The sequence below is a fragment of the Nocardia sp. NBC_00565 genome, from assembly GCF_036345915.1.
In the GTDB taxonomy this organism is placed as follows: Bacteria; Actinomycetota; Actinomycetes; order Mycobacteriales; family Mycobacteriaceae; genus Nocardia.
The window spans coordinates 1,237,901-1,253,633 of the sequence record NZ_CP107785.1; the positions used below are offsets into that span (position 1 = coordinate 1,237,901).

Consider the following 15,733-nt stretch of genomic DNA (forward strand, 5'->3'; position numbering starts at 1 on the left):
GTCGCGGCAAGGACGGGGTGTCCCGATCTCGATCGGTCAGGCCACGATCCCGCGGGTCCGCAGATCGGCGATTGTCACGGCGTCGTACCCGATCTCGGCGAGCAGGGTGTCGGTGTGTTCGCCGAGGAGGCAACCCCCGTCGGCCTTGGTGCGGGATCGCGAGAAGGTGGTGGCCGGGCTGAGTCTGCGGTGTACGTCGAATGTCGGGTGCACTGCCGTCACGCTGTAGCCGGCTTCGAAGAACTCGTCCTCCTGCAGCGTCTTCTCCGCGACCTGCTCGGCCACTGCGACGCAGCCGACATCCGCCCCGCCGAGTTCCTTCTCCCACACAGCCTTCGGGCGAGAAGCGAAGACCACTGCCAGTTCCTCGGCGAGCGCGTCGTCGTTCTCGGTCCGGGCCTGCACCATCGCGAAGCGGGGGTCCTCGGCCAGTGGGAGATGCGGTTCGAGCGCGGCCGTCAGGGCCGGCCATTCGTGCTCGAGCGGGGCGGCCAGGAAGATCCATCCGTCCTCGGCCTGGTAGAGCCGGTAGAGCGCACTGTAGCCATGCATGTCGCGGTCGGGGCGTAGTGGCTCGACCCGGCCCGGGTAGTCGACGTTGCGGTCCACCAGCGCGTGGGTTCCGGTGCCGATCATGGTGGTGGTCAGGGTGCCGAGCGGGTGGCCGCGGCGGCGGGCGAGCAGTCCGAGCAGCATCGCCGATGCCGCGCCGAGCGCTGCGATCCCGTCCGCCTGCACCGAGAGGTTGGCGGCGGCGGCGTACAGCCGGATCACCGCGGCCTTGACCTCGTCGAGGGTGCCGACCCTTGCTGTGGCGTCCGGTACGTCGGTCAGTCCGAGGCCGGTCGCCGCGCCGATGGAGGGGGCGTAGGCGGGTTTGGCGCCGTACGGTCCGTCGACCCCGTATCCCGGTGCGCACAGGTAGATCAGTCCGGGGTTGAGCGCGGTCAGGGTGGCGGCGTCGACTCCGGCTCGCTCGGCCGCGCACGCACGGTAAGTCTGCAGCACCACATCGGACCGCTCGGCGAGCCGGTGCACGATCGCCAACCCCTCGGGCGAATGCATGTCGAGGGCAATGGATTCCTTGCCCTGCATCACCTTTGCGCCGCCCGCTTCCGGGAACGGCACCAGGCCGCGAATGGTGTCGCCCGCGAGAGGCTCCACCTTGAGCACCCGAGCGCCGAGATCAGCGAGCAGCGTGGCTGCATAGGGACCGGCGAACATGGAGCCGAGCTCGAGAACGGTGATGCCCGCGAGGGGTAGTTCGGCGCGAGCATCACCGGAAGTTGTTGGTGCGACGGGAGATCGGTCCGCTCGCCGTCGCAGCGCCTCGGTATCGGCCCCCGGCCGCGGTGCCAGCCGCGGTGGCGCCATCGCGGCGCCGTTCACGTGGATCAGTGTGGACGGCTGGGTCACCTCGCCGAGATCGGGATCGGTGATCGTCACGACCCGTCCGTCGTGCACCAATTGCGGGTGACGCAGCGCGTCGGCCGGGGTGCGGAAGACCTCCGCGCTGAGGTCGGGGTTGGTGTCGAAGACGTGCTGCCACTCGGCGAGGGTGCGGGCGGATGCTCGCTCGAGCATGATCTCCCACAGTTCTATGCGCAGGGCGACGTCCTCGAGTTGCGGAACACCGGCCCATTTCGGATCGGTGAACATCCAGGTGAGGTCGAGTTCCTTCATCAGTGCCAGGAACAGGCGGGGCTCGGTCTGCGCGAACTGGATGAAGTGGCCGTCCTTGGTGGGCGCGACGAGCAGCGGGTAGATCAGGTGCCCGTTGGGGTTGCCCTCGTCGTCGAACGCGGATACCGGGACGAATGCGTCGGGCCACCGGTTCACCACGAGCTCCGAGAACCACTGCCAGGTGTCCATCGTGGCGATTCCGCGGACCAGGTCGGCCTCGACGTGCTGTCCGGTCCCGCTGTCCTCGCGCTCGAGCAATGCGGCCAGGATGCCGTGCAGCGCAGTCTGCGAGGCACCCCAGGACGCGAACGGTGTGGGCACGAACGACGGACCGGGGCGGGTCGTGGTCTGGCGTTTGCCGTACATGATGCCGAGCTTCGCCATCACCAGGGCCTCGTAACCTTTGAGGTCTTTGAAAGGCCCGGTCGAACCCCACCCGGTGATGGCTGCGCTGACCAGCCGGGGATTGAGCTCATGCAGTGCGGCGGGGTCGAGACCGAGCCGGGCGGCGGACGCGGGACGCATGGTGGTGACCAGCACGTCGGCCGTTCGCAGGAGTCCGCGCAGGGTCTCGGCGTCCGCGTTCTCGTGCAGGTCGAGGGTGATGCTCTTCTTACCGCGACCGAGGGCGGGCCACCCCGACAGCGCCCGCAGCCGACTGCCGGAGCGGGGTTCGACGAAGATCACTTCTGCTCCGGCATCGGCCAGGAACATGGTGGCCTGTGCTCCGGGCAGGGTGGTCGACAGGTCGATCACCGTCAGGTGGTCGAGTGGTCCGGCGTTGGCGGGAGTGTCGTTGCGGGGTGGGTCAACAGTCACTGGTGATCCTCCGGATCAGGGTGAGTTTCCGATCGGGCGCAGGGGGATGTGGTGTGAGCCCGAGCACTACGCCGGTGGGGTGTGATCTGAATCTCAGGTTATCGCTAGCTTACATAGTTCACAAGGTTTAAATTCTGACCAGCAAGGCTGTGTAGATATCGGCCGATCCCTGGCAACGGGTGATCCGATAGATTACTTTGTAATACAGGTGACCCAATGGCTCCGCACGCGTGTGACGCCGAGGCCTTCGGCGTGTGGTGCACGTGCCGCGCCTGAGGTTCGGCGGTTGGCGGCAACCAGAATGGAGTGTTGATGTGTCCAACGGTTTGAGGGATGTCGCGATAGTCGGCGTGGGGGCGACCCCGTACTACAAGCGCGGGGGGTCCGCGCCGCAGACGAATCTGGAGTTGGCGGGCAAGGCGATCCTGGCGGCCTGCGAGGATGCCGGCATCTCGGTCAAGGAGATCGACGGTTTCGCCTATTACTCCGGCGCCGGCGCTGGGTACGGCGACAAGATGGACACCGCCGATTTCATGGAGACTCTGGGCATCCCCGAGGTCACCTTCACCGCCTCGCTGACTTCTGGTGGTGGCGGCGCGGCCGGTTCGATCGGACTCGCTCGCGCGGCGATCGTCGCCGGTGACGCCACCACGGTGGTCACCGTGATGACGCTGCAGCAGCACAAGCAGCGCCTGGGCTCGGTCTTCGCGGCCAGCGCCCCGGATCCGATCAACTCCTTCCTGCAACCGTCGGGTCTGTCCGGTCCGGGCCATTTGATGTCGGTCCTGGCGCGGCGGCACATGCATCTGTACGGCACGCGGCGCGACGCGTTCGCGGAGATCGCGATCTCGACGCGGGAGAATGCGCTCAACCGGCCCAAGGCAATTCAGAAGAAGCCGCTGACCAAGGAGGAGTACTTCAACGGCCGTATAATCGCGGATCCGCTGTGCCTCTACGACTTCTGTCTCGAGACCGAGGGGGCGGTCGCGGTGATCACCACCAGCGCCGAGCGGGCCAAGGACCTGCGGCAGAAGCCGGTGCCGGTCGTCGCGGTCGCGCACGGCGGTCGTCGCGAGTGGGGCCGCGCCTTCGCCTGGTACGGAATGCCGGACGAGTACTTCGCGTCCTCGGGTAACGCCCCGATCGCCAAGCGACTGTGGGACCAGTCGGGCTTGACGGCCCAGGACATCGATGTGGCACTGCTCTACGACCACTTCACGCCGATGGTGCTGATGCAGCTCGAGGACTACGGATTCTGCGGTAAGGGTGAGGGCGGCGAGTTCGTGGAGAGCGGTGCCATCCGGTACAAGGGCGGCTCGATCCCGGTCAACACTCACGGTGGTCAGCTGTCGGAGGCCTACATCATCGGTATGACCCACATCAAGGAGGCGGTGGAGCAGATGCGAGGCACTGCGATCAACCAAGTGGCCGATGCCGAATTCGCACTCGCCACAGGCGGACCCGCGTCCCTGCCGGTCTCCGGCCTGATCTTAGGGAGTGCGGCATGAGCGACGTACGTGCGACCACCTTGCCGGCCGATGCGGTCCACATCACCACCAACAGCGACACCGAGCCGTTCTGGCAGTACGCCAAAGAGGGCAAACTCGTTGCACTGCAATGCGGTTCGTGCGGGCACTTCCGGATGCCGCCTACGCCATTCTGCCCGGAATGTCAGTCCACCGAGAAGAACTGGAAAGAACTCTCGGGCCGCGGCAGCGTCTACAGCTACGCCGTCATCCACGGCTTCCCGGGAATTCCCGACATCACCCTGGTTGGGGCGGTGGTCTCCCTCGAGGGTGCCGACGATGCCCGGCTGGTGACAAATATCGTGGACGTGGATCCGAGCGAGGTCCAGATCGGTATGGAGCTGGAGGTGACCTTCTCGCCCATTTCGGACGGCTGGCAGCTTCCGGTCTTCCGTCCGGCTCAGGGATGAGAATTTCGGCGCTCTGATTCGCCGATCATGCAGTGCCGCAACGCGGGTCAGGGTTTTCCTGGCCCGCGTCGCGGCATTTCCGGGGTGACGACTGGGTCATCAGCGGCGAAAAGTGGTTCTCGTCCATCGCGCGCTACGCGGCCTCTTCATCGTCATGGCCGTCACCGACCTGGACGCGTCGCCCTATCGCCGGATGTCGATGTTCGTCGTGCCAGCCGAGCCGGCACTGACCGCCGTCCGAGGATCCGGGCTCAGCGGATGGAGAAGCCCGCGTCCACGGGCAGCGAGACGCCGGTAATCCACTTCGCCTGATCGGAGACCAGGAACGCGATGGCGTCGGAGATGTCGCTCGGCTGCAGGATCTCGATCGGCATCGCATTCTGCATCTGCGAGATGGAGTTGTCGCCGCCGGCGGCCGCCTCCTGAGCGAGCCGGCCCATCGCCTCGTTCATCGTCATGCCCGACGCGACGCCGGTCGGGTGCACGATGTTGACCCGAATCGAGTGCTCCGCCAGCGACGCGGCGTACTGCTTGCAGATACCGACCAGACCCCACTTGGACGCGGTGTAGGCCAGCGCGGCGGTGTTCAGGCTCGGGGTGGGGCGCACCCCTGCCGTCGATCCGGTGAACACGACCGAACCACCCCGACCGCCGGAAATGATGTGCGGCACAGCGGCATTCACCACGTGGAAGCCACCGCTCAGGTTGGTCGACACCACGTCCTGCCACATCTGGGCATAGTCGTCGGGGCCGTCGCTGAGCCGGACGATGCCGGCATTGGACAGCACGATGTCGATCCGTCCGAAAGTCTCGAAACCACGGTCGACCGCCGCCCGGGTCGCGGCGGCATCGCGAACGTCGGTCTCGACCGCGACGATCCGGCGTCCGAGCGCCTCGACCTGGGCGACTGTTTCCTTCAGGTCCGCGGGGGTGGCATTGGGGTAGTCCATGGTGTCGATGTCTGCGCAGATGTCGAGGGCGATGATGTCGGCACCCTCGCTCGCCAGGCGCAGCGCGTGCGAGCGGCCCTGTCCCCGTGCGGCTCCAGTGATCAGGGCGACTTTGCCTTCGAGACCGGTCATGGTGGTCCTCCGTCGATTCGACACGGGATTGCCGCGGGAGGGCCCCGTGTGCGGGGTGTCAATGCATACGTCGCATGCGAGATTAAGGTAACCCACTAGGTTATCTACGTGCAATCACTTCTTAGTCGGCTGAGCTGAGCGCACAATCACATCGACCAGCGGGGCGACATGCTCGCCGGGGTGTGTGCGGGCATGGGCGCGCTCCTCCTGTGAGCACGAGAGCGTATGCATCAGCACCGCGCCGAACAGAGACTCGAGCAGGGGCTTGTGGGCGGTGTCCGCCGACATCTCCCCGCGCTCGACGGCCCGGGCGAAGGCTCCCGTTGCCGACGCCCGCAGCGCCTTCACGATGCGCTGCTGGAACGGCCGCAGATCGGTCAACTCGGCGGTGACATCGATGCTGATCCGCAGGGTCGCCCAGCCGACCGGGTCGAGGAAGTGTTCGAGCAGTGCGGTGGCCAGCGCAGTCAAATCGCCGGTCAGGGAGCCGGTGTCGACGTTGACACGTAAGGTCAGCGCCACCGATTCGACGCTGTCGAGCAGCAGTTGCTCCTTGTTCGCCCAGCGCAGATAGAGCGCGGATTTCCCGACGCCGGCGCGTCTAGCGACGCCCTGCATGGTGAAGGCTCCCCATCCGAGCCTGGCGTACTCGAGCAGCGCCGCCGTCATCAGCTTCTCGTCCAGTTCAGGGTCACGCGGGCGTCCGAGTGGTGTGGCTTGCCGGCCCATGTGGTTTCTCTCCTCGATGCAACTGTCCGCGCGTTCGTATCGAATCAACCAATCACAGTCGACTGCCTGAGCAATCCCGCGGTATTCAATATTTTGCTACTTGCAGACACATTGAGTCCGTAATACTGTGTGAGCTGCACAACATAGATAACTAAGATGGCGTTGTCATCTCATCCGATCGCAGCGAAGCGAAGTGACGAATCCATGACCAGTCAGGCAATCGACACCACCAGGCCCACCGTGCACCTCCGCATCGGTACCGAGCGGATCGCGACCGGATCGGGCGGGGTCCATGAGCACGTCAACCCCGTCGACGGCACGGTAGACGCGCGGATCCCGCTGGCAGGTCCGGCCGAGGTCGACCAGGCAGCGCGGGCGGCGCACGACGCCTTCGCCGACTGGCGCCGCACCCGGCCGGCCGAGCGGCGGCAGATGTTGACCAGGCTCGCCGATCTGATCGAGGCCAACGCCGAAGAGTTCGCTCGCCTGGGCGCGCTCGACAACGGCACCCCCATTCCGGTCGCGGCCGGTCTGGTCGCGTCGTCGATCGAGTGGACGCGCTACTACGCGGGCTGGGTGGACAAGCTCACCTCGGAGGTCACCGGATCGTTCGGCCCGGACGGAGAGTTCTCCTACTCGCTCGGGCAGCCGTACGGCGTGATCGGTGTGATCATCACCTGGAACGGCCCGCTGATCTCGCTCGCGATGAAGATTCCGGCCGCTCTGGCGGCGGGAAATACAGTGGTGGTCAAGCCCTCCGAGCTGACTCCCTTCACCGCGGAGCTCTTCGCCGATCTCGTCGAGCAGGCCGGCATACCGGCCGGTGTGGTCAACATTCTGCCCGGCGCGCCCGCGGCCGGCGCGGCACTCGTCGAGCACCCGCTGGTCAAAAAGGTGACCTTTACCGGAGGTCCCGATACCGCGCGCAAGATCCTGCACAGCTGCGCCGACCTGATGAAGCCGTCGGTGCTCGAGCTCGGCGGCAAATCGGCGAACATCGTGTTCGCGGACGCCGACCTCGACCAGGCCTGCTCGCACGGCACGATGATGTCCATCGGTGCGCTCAGCGGCCAAGGCTGCGCACTTCCGACCCGAATGTTGGTGCAGGACAGCATCTATGAGGAGATGATCGGGCGCGTCAAGGCGTTCGCCGGATTCATCGCCGTCGGCGACCCGCTGGCCGAAGGGACCGTATCCGGGCCTGTCGTCAACGAGGCGGCACTGCACCGGATCCTCGGCATGATCGAGCGCGCCCAAGCGGACGGCGCGCGTCTGGTCACCGGTGGCCATCGGATCGGCGGCGAGTTGGCCGACGGATTCTTCATCGAGCCGACCGTGTTCGCCGACGTCGATCCGCAGTCCGAACTCGCCCAGAAAGAGGTGTTCGGCCCGGTGCTGGCCATCACCCCGTTCGCGACCGAGCAGGAGGCGATCGAGATCGCCAACAGCAGCGAGTACGGCCTGTCGGGCTACATCCAGACCAACGACCTGCGCCGGGCGCACCGGGTCGCGGAGGAACTGATCACCGGCGAGGTTCTGATCAACGGCGCGATGAACCTCGGTGTCAACCGCGCGTTTGGCGGCGTCGGCCTCAGCGGCCTGGGCAAGGAAGGCGGCCGCCAGGGCATCGAGGAGTTCCTTCGGCTCAAGAACATCGCCATCGCTTGACCTTTCGCCACGCCCGTCGCCACGACGACGGGCGTGGCGTGGCACTGCGGTGCCGATTATTTTGTGACGAAAGGATTCACCGTGACGACAGGACCGGACCACGTAACCAGCTCGGGTCCCCTTGCGGACCTGGTGGTCGTCGACCTCTCGACCACGTTGCCCGGCGCGCAGGCGAGCCAGTTTCTGGCGGACTGCGGCGCAGACGTCATCATGGTCGAGCCGCCCGGTGGCAGCGACCTGCGCAACCTCGCGGGCTGGCCCGGGCTGCTGCGCGGCAAGCGCAGCGTCACTCTGGACGTGCGTGCGGACGGCGACCTCGCCTCGCTGCGCGCGCTGCTCAGCACTGCGGACGTGCTGATCACGACGATGCGGCCGACCTCGGCGGCCCGGATCGGGCTCACCGCGCAGACGGTGGCGCAGAAGTATCCGCGACTGGTCTGGGCGTCGATCACCGGTTGGGGGAGCACCGGTCCATGGAAGGACTACAAGGGCTGGGAAGGCCTCGTCATGGCCAAGACCGGGGTCATGTTCGAGAAGCGTCAGCTGACCACCCGGCCGGGACCTGCGTTCGTCACCGCGCCCTACGCCTGTTTCGGGGCGTCACAGGCTGCCGTTCACGGCGTCCTCGCCGCGCTGATCGAGCGCATGTCGAGCGGGTATGGGCAGGTCGTCGAATCCAACCTGGTGACCGGGATGGGGGCGATGGACCCCTACAACTGGTTCTACGAGATGGTCCTCGAGCGCTACCCGGACGCCTTCAGCCCGATGGATGTGGCCTACGACGACGACGGGCGCCCACAGGCATACCTGATCTATGCCCTGCTGATCGCGGCAACGAAAGACGGGCGCTGGCTGCAGTTCGCGCAGACCGCGCCCCGGTTGATGCAGGCGTGGCTCACCGAACTCGATCTCGTGAAGGAACTGGCCGACTCGAAGTGGACCGGCTTCCCGATGCTGCCGACCGCCGAACTCCGCGCGGAGTTCTGGGAAATGATGCTCGATCGTGTCGGCGCCCGCTCGTTCGAGGAATGGCAGCAGGTCTTCGAGACCAACCACGACATCAGCGCCGAGGCCTTCCGCACACCCGACGAGGCGCTGGACCACCCGCAGGTCGTGGCCGACGGTCGAGCCGTCACCGTCGACAATCCTGGTATCGGTCCGGTCCGCCAACCGTCGACCCTCATCCACACCGACGGCAGGCCGCTGACTGCGCTGCGTCCGGCACCGCTGCCGGGCCAGCACGATGACGAAGTGCGGGCCACGATCGCCGCGGCCGTGTCGACCTCGGCCGCGGGCGCCACCGCGCCGGCGGAGTTGCCGCTCAACGGTGTGACGGTCCTCGAATTCGGCACCATGTTCGCCGGTCCCTACGGCGCGACCATCCTCGGTGATCTCGGGGCCAGAGTGATCAAGATCGAACCGGTCGCGGGCGACAACATTCGTAATCTCGTGGCCTTCCACGAGGCTGGTGGAGCCAAAGTGCTGCAGGGCAAGGAAAGCGTCGCGGTCGATCTCACGACACCCACAGGACTCGAGCTCGTATACGAACTGGTCAAGCGCAGCAACATTGTGCTGCAATGCTTTCGGGGCGCGGCCGCGGAGCGAACGCAGATCGACGAGACGACACTCAAGGCGATCAATCCGGACCTCGTGTATCTGAGCACCCCTGGGTACGGCGTCGAGGGTCCGTACGCCGCCCGGCCCGCCTATGCCCCCTCAATAGGCGCGGCGACCGGACTGTCAGCGGTCGACGGTCGTGACGCCGCGAACGCGCCGGGCGACCGAGCGGCATTGCGTGCCGGAGCGCGGACCCTGCACGCGGCCGGTGCGGTGCCGGCCGTCCAATCCGACGGCATCGCCGCCCTGGGTGTCGCCTCTGCGATGCTGGTGGGCCTCTACGCCAAGCGCAACGGGGTCGAACTCTCGAATATGGTCACCACCATGCTCGGCACCGTGCATCAGGCGCTGATCTCCTACAACACCAGCTACGAGGGTCGGCCGGAGATCGCGTCTGCGGATGCGCAGTTCTACGGGCTCGGCGCGCTCTACCGGATGTACCAGGCCGCTGACGGCTGGGTCTTCCTGGCGGCGCCGCTGCCCGGTGAATGGAAGGCGGTGGTGAAGGCGCTGTCACCCTATGCCGATCTGGCCTCCGACGCGCGGTTCTCCACCCCGCAGGGCCGCCGCGACGACGATGCGGCCCTCGCGGACGTGCTCGAGGGCGTGTTCGCGGGCAAGGGAAAACAGCAATGGGAGGACGAACTCGCGTCCCTCGACGTGGGTTGTGTCGCGATCCTCGAACGCAACTCCGAGTCGGCGCTGCAGTCCGATCCGTTCTTCGAGGCCGGCTATAGCGTCGAAGCGGTCAGCCCGATCTTCGACGAGCACCGTCGACTGGCCCCGCTCACCCGCTTCTCGCGCTCGCGCACCAAGGCCGACGCGGGCTGCACCATCGGCCAGCACACCCGTGCGGTACTCCGCGAGATCGGGGTGGGGGAGGAGCGCATCGACGAGCTGGTCGAGCTCGGAGTCATCGCCTGCGACAACTGAATTGTCGCTGGCACGCGGGCGCCAGGCCGGGCGCCCGCAGCCTGACAGAGCGCCGACCTACGCGAACCTCGCGGCGCAGCGCCGGTCGGCTCCTGAAGCACGAGAAGGAAGAGACCCGGGTTGTCTGCAGCATCGACGTTCGTTACCAAGGCAACCGATCCGGCCTCGGTGCTGCCGGTTCAATTACGTTCTCGCGCTTCATCGGAGCCGGACCGGCCGTTTCTCCACGAGGTGACCGGCGGCCACGCCACCTACGGCGCAACGTGGGAGGGCGTTCGCAGCTGGGCCGAGTATCTACGCGGCCTGGGCGTGCTGCCCGGCTCCCGGGTGGCGACCTTACTGCCGCCCTCGATCGATGCGGCGATGGTCTGGATCGCGCTCGGTTGCCTTGGCGCCGTGGAGGTTCCGGTTAACGCAGAACTGAAGGGCGCCTTCCTCGAACATGTCCTCGATGATGCCGCGCCGATGCTGTGCCTGGCCCGACCGGAATTCGTCGACCACATCCGAAACACCAGACCGGCCTTACCCATTCGTGTCGTCGAGCGTGGCGAGTGGAAAAACTTGGGCGCCGCCACCATCGAGTTCGATTCGCTGCCTGCACCGGCCGATAACGCGTGCGTGATCTACACCTCCGGCAGTACCGGACCGGCCAAGGGCGTGATACTCGATTGGGCCCAGTTCGCTACGATGGCCGACCGAATTCCCTTGGGCCCGAACGATGTGACCTACAACTGCCGTCCAATGTTCCACGTCACCGGACGCAGTCCGCTGGTGTCGATGTGCGCGACCGGGGGCCAGGTCGTCTTCCGTGAACGGTTCTCGGCGAAGGCCACCATGGACGACGTACGCGAGTTCGGCTGCACCACAGGGACTCTCCTTGCGGCGTTGTTGCTGGCGCTGCCGCCGCGCGCGGACGACGCCGACAATCCGCTCGAGGCCGTATTCGCGGGGCACAATGTCGCTCTCGCCGCCGAATTCGCACGGCGATTCGATGTGAAGTGCTACGACCTCTACGGTTCCACGGAGGTCGGTTTCCCGCTGGTGTTGAGCGGCACCCCAACCGACCTCGAGCACACGTGGTGCGGCCGCGTACGCGATGGCTACCGGGCGCAAGTGGTCGACGAGAACGGACAGCCAGTGGTCGACGGCGTCCCGGGAGAGCTCTGGATCCAGCCCGGCAACCGCCTCATGATCATGGTCGGCTACCTGAACCAGCCGGCGGCGACCGAGCGGGCACTGGCCGGCGGTTGGTACCATACGGGCGACATCGTCGTTCGACATCCCGACGGCAACTTCGAATTTCTCCACCGGAACGGCGACACGATTCGCCGGATGGGTGAGAACATCTCCGCCACCGCGGTCGAAGCAGTCATTGACGAGCATCCGCAACTTGTTGCCTGCGCCGTAATCGGCGTCCCTGATTCCGTTGCGGGACACGAGATCCTGATCGCAGCAGAGATCGTCGAGAACTGTACGTTGGACGAGCAGGCACTCTACGAGTGGATGACAAGCCGCCTACCCAGACACGCCCTGCCGAAGTACCTCGCCCTGACCGATACGCTGCCGCGCACGCCAACCAACAAGGTTCTCAAGACCGGTCTGCTCGACACGATCGATCTGACCGCCACATGGAGCCCGCCGGTACGCCGCCCCTGACTCGACACTGCTGGCCCCACGATGTGTGTGCGGTTGTGCGGGCTGATGTATCCCGCGACCTGGGCTCCTCAACTGGGGTCAGGCTGCCCGAGTTGCCGTATCGCATCTGGGCCGTTTCGCTAACCGCACTACGTGACAGCGCTGGCGATCTTCAACGCGATGAGCTGGTCGTCGTCCAGTCCGATCTCACGCAACACCTCGTCGGTGTGTTCGGCGAACTGCGGGGCCCGGGTGATGCGGACCGGCTGGTTGTCGAACTTGACCGGGTTCGCGACGAGCTTCTGCGGTGCGCCGTCGGCGTCGACGAGATCGACGATGCGTCCGTTCGCGATCAGAGCCGAATCGTTGGCAATGTCCCAGCCGTCCTGTACCGGCGCCCACTGTCCGGTCATTTTCTCGAACTCGCTCAGCCAGTGCGCGTACGGGAACTTCGCGATGGTAGCGGCGATCTCGTCGGCCACCAGATCCTTTGCGGCGGCGATCTTTTCCATCGCGTCGAAGCGCGGGTCGCCGATCAGGTCGCTACGCCCGAGGACGCGGAAGAACTCGTCCCAGTACCGGGTCGGCTGCAGCATGGACAGCTGAATCCACCGTCCGTCCGAGGTCCGGTAGGTGCCGGTCAGAGGGTTTCCGGGGGCGGCGGAGGTCTTGTTGCTCTTGACCTGCGGACCGCCGTTCATCATCGCCAGGTTGACGTTGAACTGTGTCGCCCAGGCGCCGACCGCGAGCAGGGAGACGTCGATCTCGGACGGTTCGCCGGTGACCTTTCGCCCGTAGAGAGCTGCGGCGATCCCGCCCGCGATGGTCATACCGCCGATGTTGTCGCCGTAAGCGCCGGCGGGCATGAATGCCACCGAGTCCGCGTCCGGCGGGGTGACACCATCCGCGCTGCCGCCCCGCGCCCAGAATGCCGTCGAGTCGTAGGCGCCGTTCTCCGAATCTGGTCCCTCGCTTCCGAATCCGCTGCCCGCGACGTAGATGATGTCCGGGTTGATCTTGCGGATCTCTTCGATCGTGATGCCGAGATTACGGCGTGCCTTGGGCAGGAAGTTGGTCAGGAACACGTCGCTGCGCCGGACCAATTCTTCGAGTATCGGCCGGGCCTCGGGCTTGTCGAGGGCCAGGCCGATGCTGCGTTTGCTTCGGTTGGGGCCCTCCATGATCGGCGCGAACGAGGACCCCTCCTTCCCGGCCGCGAGTCCCAGGACTCGGACCAGCCCTCGCTGGGCGTCGCCGGTCTCGGCGTGTTCGACCTTGATGACGTCGGCGCCCCAGTCGGCCAGGACCGCGCCCGCGGCCGGGACGAAGGTGAACTGGGCGACCTCGAGAATTCGGACGCCTTCCATCGGACGGTGCATCGTGAGCTCCTTGTAGGACCGTGCTGGAATTGTGGAATCAACTGTTGCGCAGCAGGATTGCGCCGGAGGGGACCCCGCCGCCCGCGGTGACGACCGCGACCTTCGAGTCGGCGACCTGACGGCCGGGCGCTTCCCCGCGCAGCTGCAGCACCGCCTCCCGGAAGAATCCGTAGCCGTGCGTGCGGCCGGCGGAGAGCTGACCGCCGTGCGGGTTGATCGGCAGCCGGCCGCCCAGAGCGATGGCACTGCCGTCGCCGATGAACTCGCGTGCGTCACCGAAGTCGCAGAAGCCGAGGCCCTCGAGCCAGGACAGGGCGTTGAAAGTGAAGCCGTCGTAGAGCAGCGCCACGTCGACGTTCGCGGGTCGTAGATCGGTGCGGCTCCACAGATGCGCGGCGGGCCCGAGCGACTGGGGCATATGGGTGAGGGTGCCCTGGTCCCAGGACAGGGTCTCCATGATCTGGGTACCGACGGCCTCGATGAATACCGGCGGCTTGGCGAGGTCGGCCGCGATGTCGGCGGCGGAGACGATCACCGCGACGGCTCCGTCGACGGGGACGTCGCAGTCGTAGAGCCCGAAGGGACTGGACACCATCCGTGCCGATAGATAGTCGTCGAGGGTGATCGGATCCCGGTACACCGCTTCAGGATTGAGCCCTGCGTTGGTGCGGGCATTGACGGCGATCCGTCCGAGCACCTCGCGGTCGCCACCGTAACGATGGAAGTAGTGCGAGGCCTGACAGGCGATCCAGTTGGCGGCCGACATCGCCCCGAACGGAAGCCGCCACTCCATCATGCCGGTGGCTCGGCCTGCCGCGTCGTGCCAGCGTCCGGCGCGCGTCGACGGCGCGCCGCGGCGGCGTAGGCGGCGACGATGTGCGCGATCTCCTCGACCGTCAGCGCGTGCGGTTCCGGCAGTCCCTCGTAGGCGATCGCGGAGGGGGCCACGGTGCGCCAGCCGCCCTCGGCTTCGGTGATCGCGTCGCGCCCCTGCGTCGGGATCTGAGTGCTGCCCTTTCGGCCCGCGTGTGCGAGTTGCATGCCGGGGATCGAGCCCTGGCCGACGAGGAATCGGGTGATCCGGGACCAGGCCTCGGTATGTTCGTCGCTCCAGATCCCGGCGTCGGGGGATGCAGATGCGTCCCTCGGGGAGCACCGCGGTGGCCTCCGACAGCACCAGTCCGGCGCCGCCGCGGGCCATGCCGCCCAGGTGGGCGAGGTGCCAGTCGGTCGGGACGCCGGTGTCGGTGGCGGAATACTGGGCCATGGGTGCGACCCGCAGCCGGTTCTTGACCGTGATTCCGTGCAGGGTCAGCGGCGAGAAGAGCAAGCTTTGCGTCATGGTCGGGTTCTTCTGGCCTCGTTCTCGTCGGTGTATGCACCGGCGACTGCTGACATTTGAAGGATAACTTAGTAAGCTTTGTTGATACCATAGGCGAATGTAGGAGGAATGGTGGATCTGAACGGGTTGACCACGGTCATCGCGGAGCTGAAAGAGCACGTCCTGACCATCACGCTCAACCGGCCGGATCGGTTGAACTCCTTCAACGACGCGATGCGCGCTGAGTTCAAGGCACTGTGGCGGTTCGCCGACGACGAGGACGATGTGCACGCGATCGTGTTGCGGGCAAGCGGTGATCGCGCATTCTGCACCGGGGTGGACGTGAAGGAGGGGACCTTCCTCGCCGACAACCCGTTCAGCAGGCAGGATCCCGGCGTCGATCTCTCCCCCAAACAGAACGGGTGCTGGAAGCCGCTGATCTGCGCGGTGCACGGCATGGTCGCCGGTGGCGCCCTCTACTGGCTCAACGAAGCCGACATCATCATCTCCAGCGACGACGCCCAGTTCTTCGACCCGCACGTCTCCTACGGCCTGGTCGCGGCCCTCGAACCGATCGGCCTCGCGCACCGCATCCCGATCGGCGAGGTGCTGCGCATGGTCCTGCTCGGACTCGACGAGCGAATGTCCGCCGAACGTGCGCACCAGATCGGCTTCGTCAGCGAGGTGCTGCCGCGGGCGCAGCTGTGGGATCGCGCGCAGGAACTCGCCGCGCGGATCGCCGCCAAGCCGCCTGCCGCGGCGCAGGGCAGCATTCGGGCGATCTGGGAGTCCCGTGACACCGGCCGCTCGCATGCCCTCGCCACCGGCGTGGCGTACACGGTGATCGGCAATCCTATCGGGCAGGCCCAGGTCGTGCGGTCCGAGGTGTCCACCCGCAAGTACGAGGTTCGCTGAGCGTCGGGTCGCCGCA

At 66.5% G+C, this 15,733-nt stretch carries 11 protein-coding genes and 2 pseudogenes; 6 read left to right on the forward strand and 7 right to left on the reverse strand.

Features of this window, described 5'->3' with window-relative positions; all coding sequences use genetic code 11:
- Positions 1-36 precede the first annotated feature (36 nt).
- Positions 37-2,502 carry a CaiB/BaiF CoA transferase family protein gene (locus OG874_RS06105; protein ID WP_330254135.1) on the reverse strand — a complete coding sequence of 822 codons (2,466 nt, stop codon included), beginning with the start codon at positions 2,500-2,502 and terminating at the stop codon, positions 37-39.
- Between the two features lie 314 nt (positions 2,503-2,816).
- Between OG874_RS06105 and OG874_RS06110 the strand changes: the two genes are divergently transcribed.
- Both OG874_RS06110 and OG874_RS06115 read left to right on the forward strand, forming a co-directional pair.
- A complete protein-coding gene (locus tag OG874_RS06110) occupies positions 2,817-4,010 on the forward strand; it encodes a thiolase C-terminal domain-containing protein (protein WP_330254136.1) in 1,194 nt (397 codons plus the stop codon).
- On the forward strand, positions 4,007-4,438 hold the full coding sequence (locus tag OG874_RS06115; RefSeq protein ID WP_330254137.1) for a Zn-ribbon domain-containing OB-fold protein: 432 nt from the start codon (positions 4,007-4,009) through the stop codon (positions 4,436-4,438). The genes OG874_RS06110 and OG874_RS06115 overlap by 4 nt, the downstream gene beginning before the upstream one ends.
- 251 nt (positions 4,439-4,689) lie before the next feature.
- Here the strand turns inward: OG874_RS06115 and OG874_RS06125 are convergent, their stop codons facing one another.
- Together OG874_RS06125 and OG874_RS06130 are read right to left on the reverse strand one after the other, a co-directional pair.
- Positions 4,690-5,520, reverse strand: a complete 831-nt coding sequence (locus OG874_RS06125) for a mycofactocin-coupled SDR family oxidoreductase (protein ID WP_330254138.1) — start codon at positions 5,518-5,520, stop codon at positions 4,690-4,692.
- 114 nt (positions 5,521-5,634) lie between these two features.
- Positions 5,635-6,249, reverse strand: coding sequence for a TetR/AcrR family transcriptional regulator (locus OG874_RS06130; protein WP_330254139.1), 615 nt, complete (start codon positions 6,247-6,249; stop codon positions 5,635-5,637).
- A 204-nt stretch (positions 6,250-6,453) separates the two neighbouring features.
- On the opposite strand from OG874_RS06130, the gene OG874_RS06135 reads away from it, so the two are divergent.
- The 3 genes from OG874_RS06135 to OG874_RS06145 all read left to right on the forward strand — a co-directional run bounded on the left by OG874_RS06135 (position 6,454) and on the right by OG874_RS06145 (position 12,123).
- Positions 6,454-7,917, forward strand: coding sequence for an aldehyde dehydrogenase family protein (locus OG874_RS06135; RefSeq protein WP_330254140.1), 1,464 nt, complete (start codon positions 6,454-6,456; stop codon positions 7,915-7,917).
- A gap of 81 nt (positions 7,918-7,998) precedes the next feature.
- Positions 7,999-10,467 carry a CaiB/BaiF CoA transferase family protein gene (locus tag OG874_RS06140; protein ID WP_330254141.1) on the forward strand — a complete coding sequence of 823 codons (2,469 nt, stop codon included), beginning with the start codon at positions 7,999-8,001 and terminating at the stop codon, positions 10,465-10,467.
- A 120-nt stretch (positions 10,468-10,587) separates the two neighbouring features.
- Positions 10,588-12,123, forward strand: a complete 1,536-nt coding sequence (locus OG874_RS06145) for an AMP-binding protein (RefSeq protein ID WP_330254142.1) — start codon at positions 10,588-10,590, stop codon at positions 12,121-12,123.
- A gap of 128 nt (positions 12,124-12,251) precedes the next feature.
- Here OG874_RS06145 and OG874_RS06150 read toward each other — a convergent pair whose 3' ends face one another.
- The 4 genes and pseudogenes from OG874_RS06150 to OG874_RS44645 form a co-directional block, all read right to left on the reverse strand.
- On the reverse strand, positions 12,252-13,481 hold the full coding sequence (locus OG874_RS06150) for a CaiB/BaiF CoA transferase family protein (RefSeq protein ID WP_330254143.1): 1,230 nt from the start codon (positions 13,479-13,481) through the stop codon (positions 12,252-12,254).
- 37 nt (positions 13,482-13,518) lie between these two features.
- Positions 13,519-14,319 (reverse strand): annotated as a pseudogene (locus tag OG874_RS06155) (thiolase family protein); the annotation flags it as partial.
- Positions 14,274-14,597, reverse strand: a complete 324-nt coding sequence (locus tag OG874_RS06160) for an oxidoreductase (protein ID WP_442943378.1) — start codon at positions 14,595-14,597, stop codon at positions 14,274-14,276. The gene OG874_RS06160 and the pseudogene OG874_RS06155, both read right to left, overlap by 46 nt.
- Before the next feature lie 31 nt (positions 14,598-14,628).
- Positions 14,629-14,823: pseudogene (locus tag OG874_RS44645) on the reverse strand (oxidoreductase); the annotation flags it as partial.
- Positions 14,824-14,931: 108 nt separating this feature from the next.
- Between OG874_RS44645 and OG874_RS06165 the strand changes: the two are divergent.
- A complete protein-coding gene (locus OG874_RS06165; protein ID WP_330254144.1) occupies positions 14,932-15,717 on the forward strand; it encodes an enoyl-CoA hydratase/isomerase family protein in 786 nt (261 codons plus the stop codon).
- The last annotated feature ends 16 nt before the right edge of the window (positions 15,718-15,733 follow it).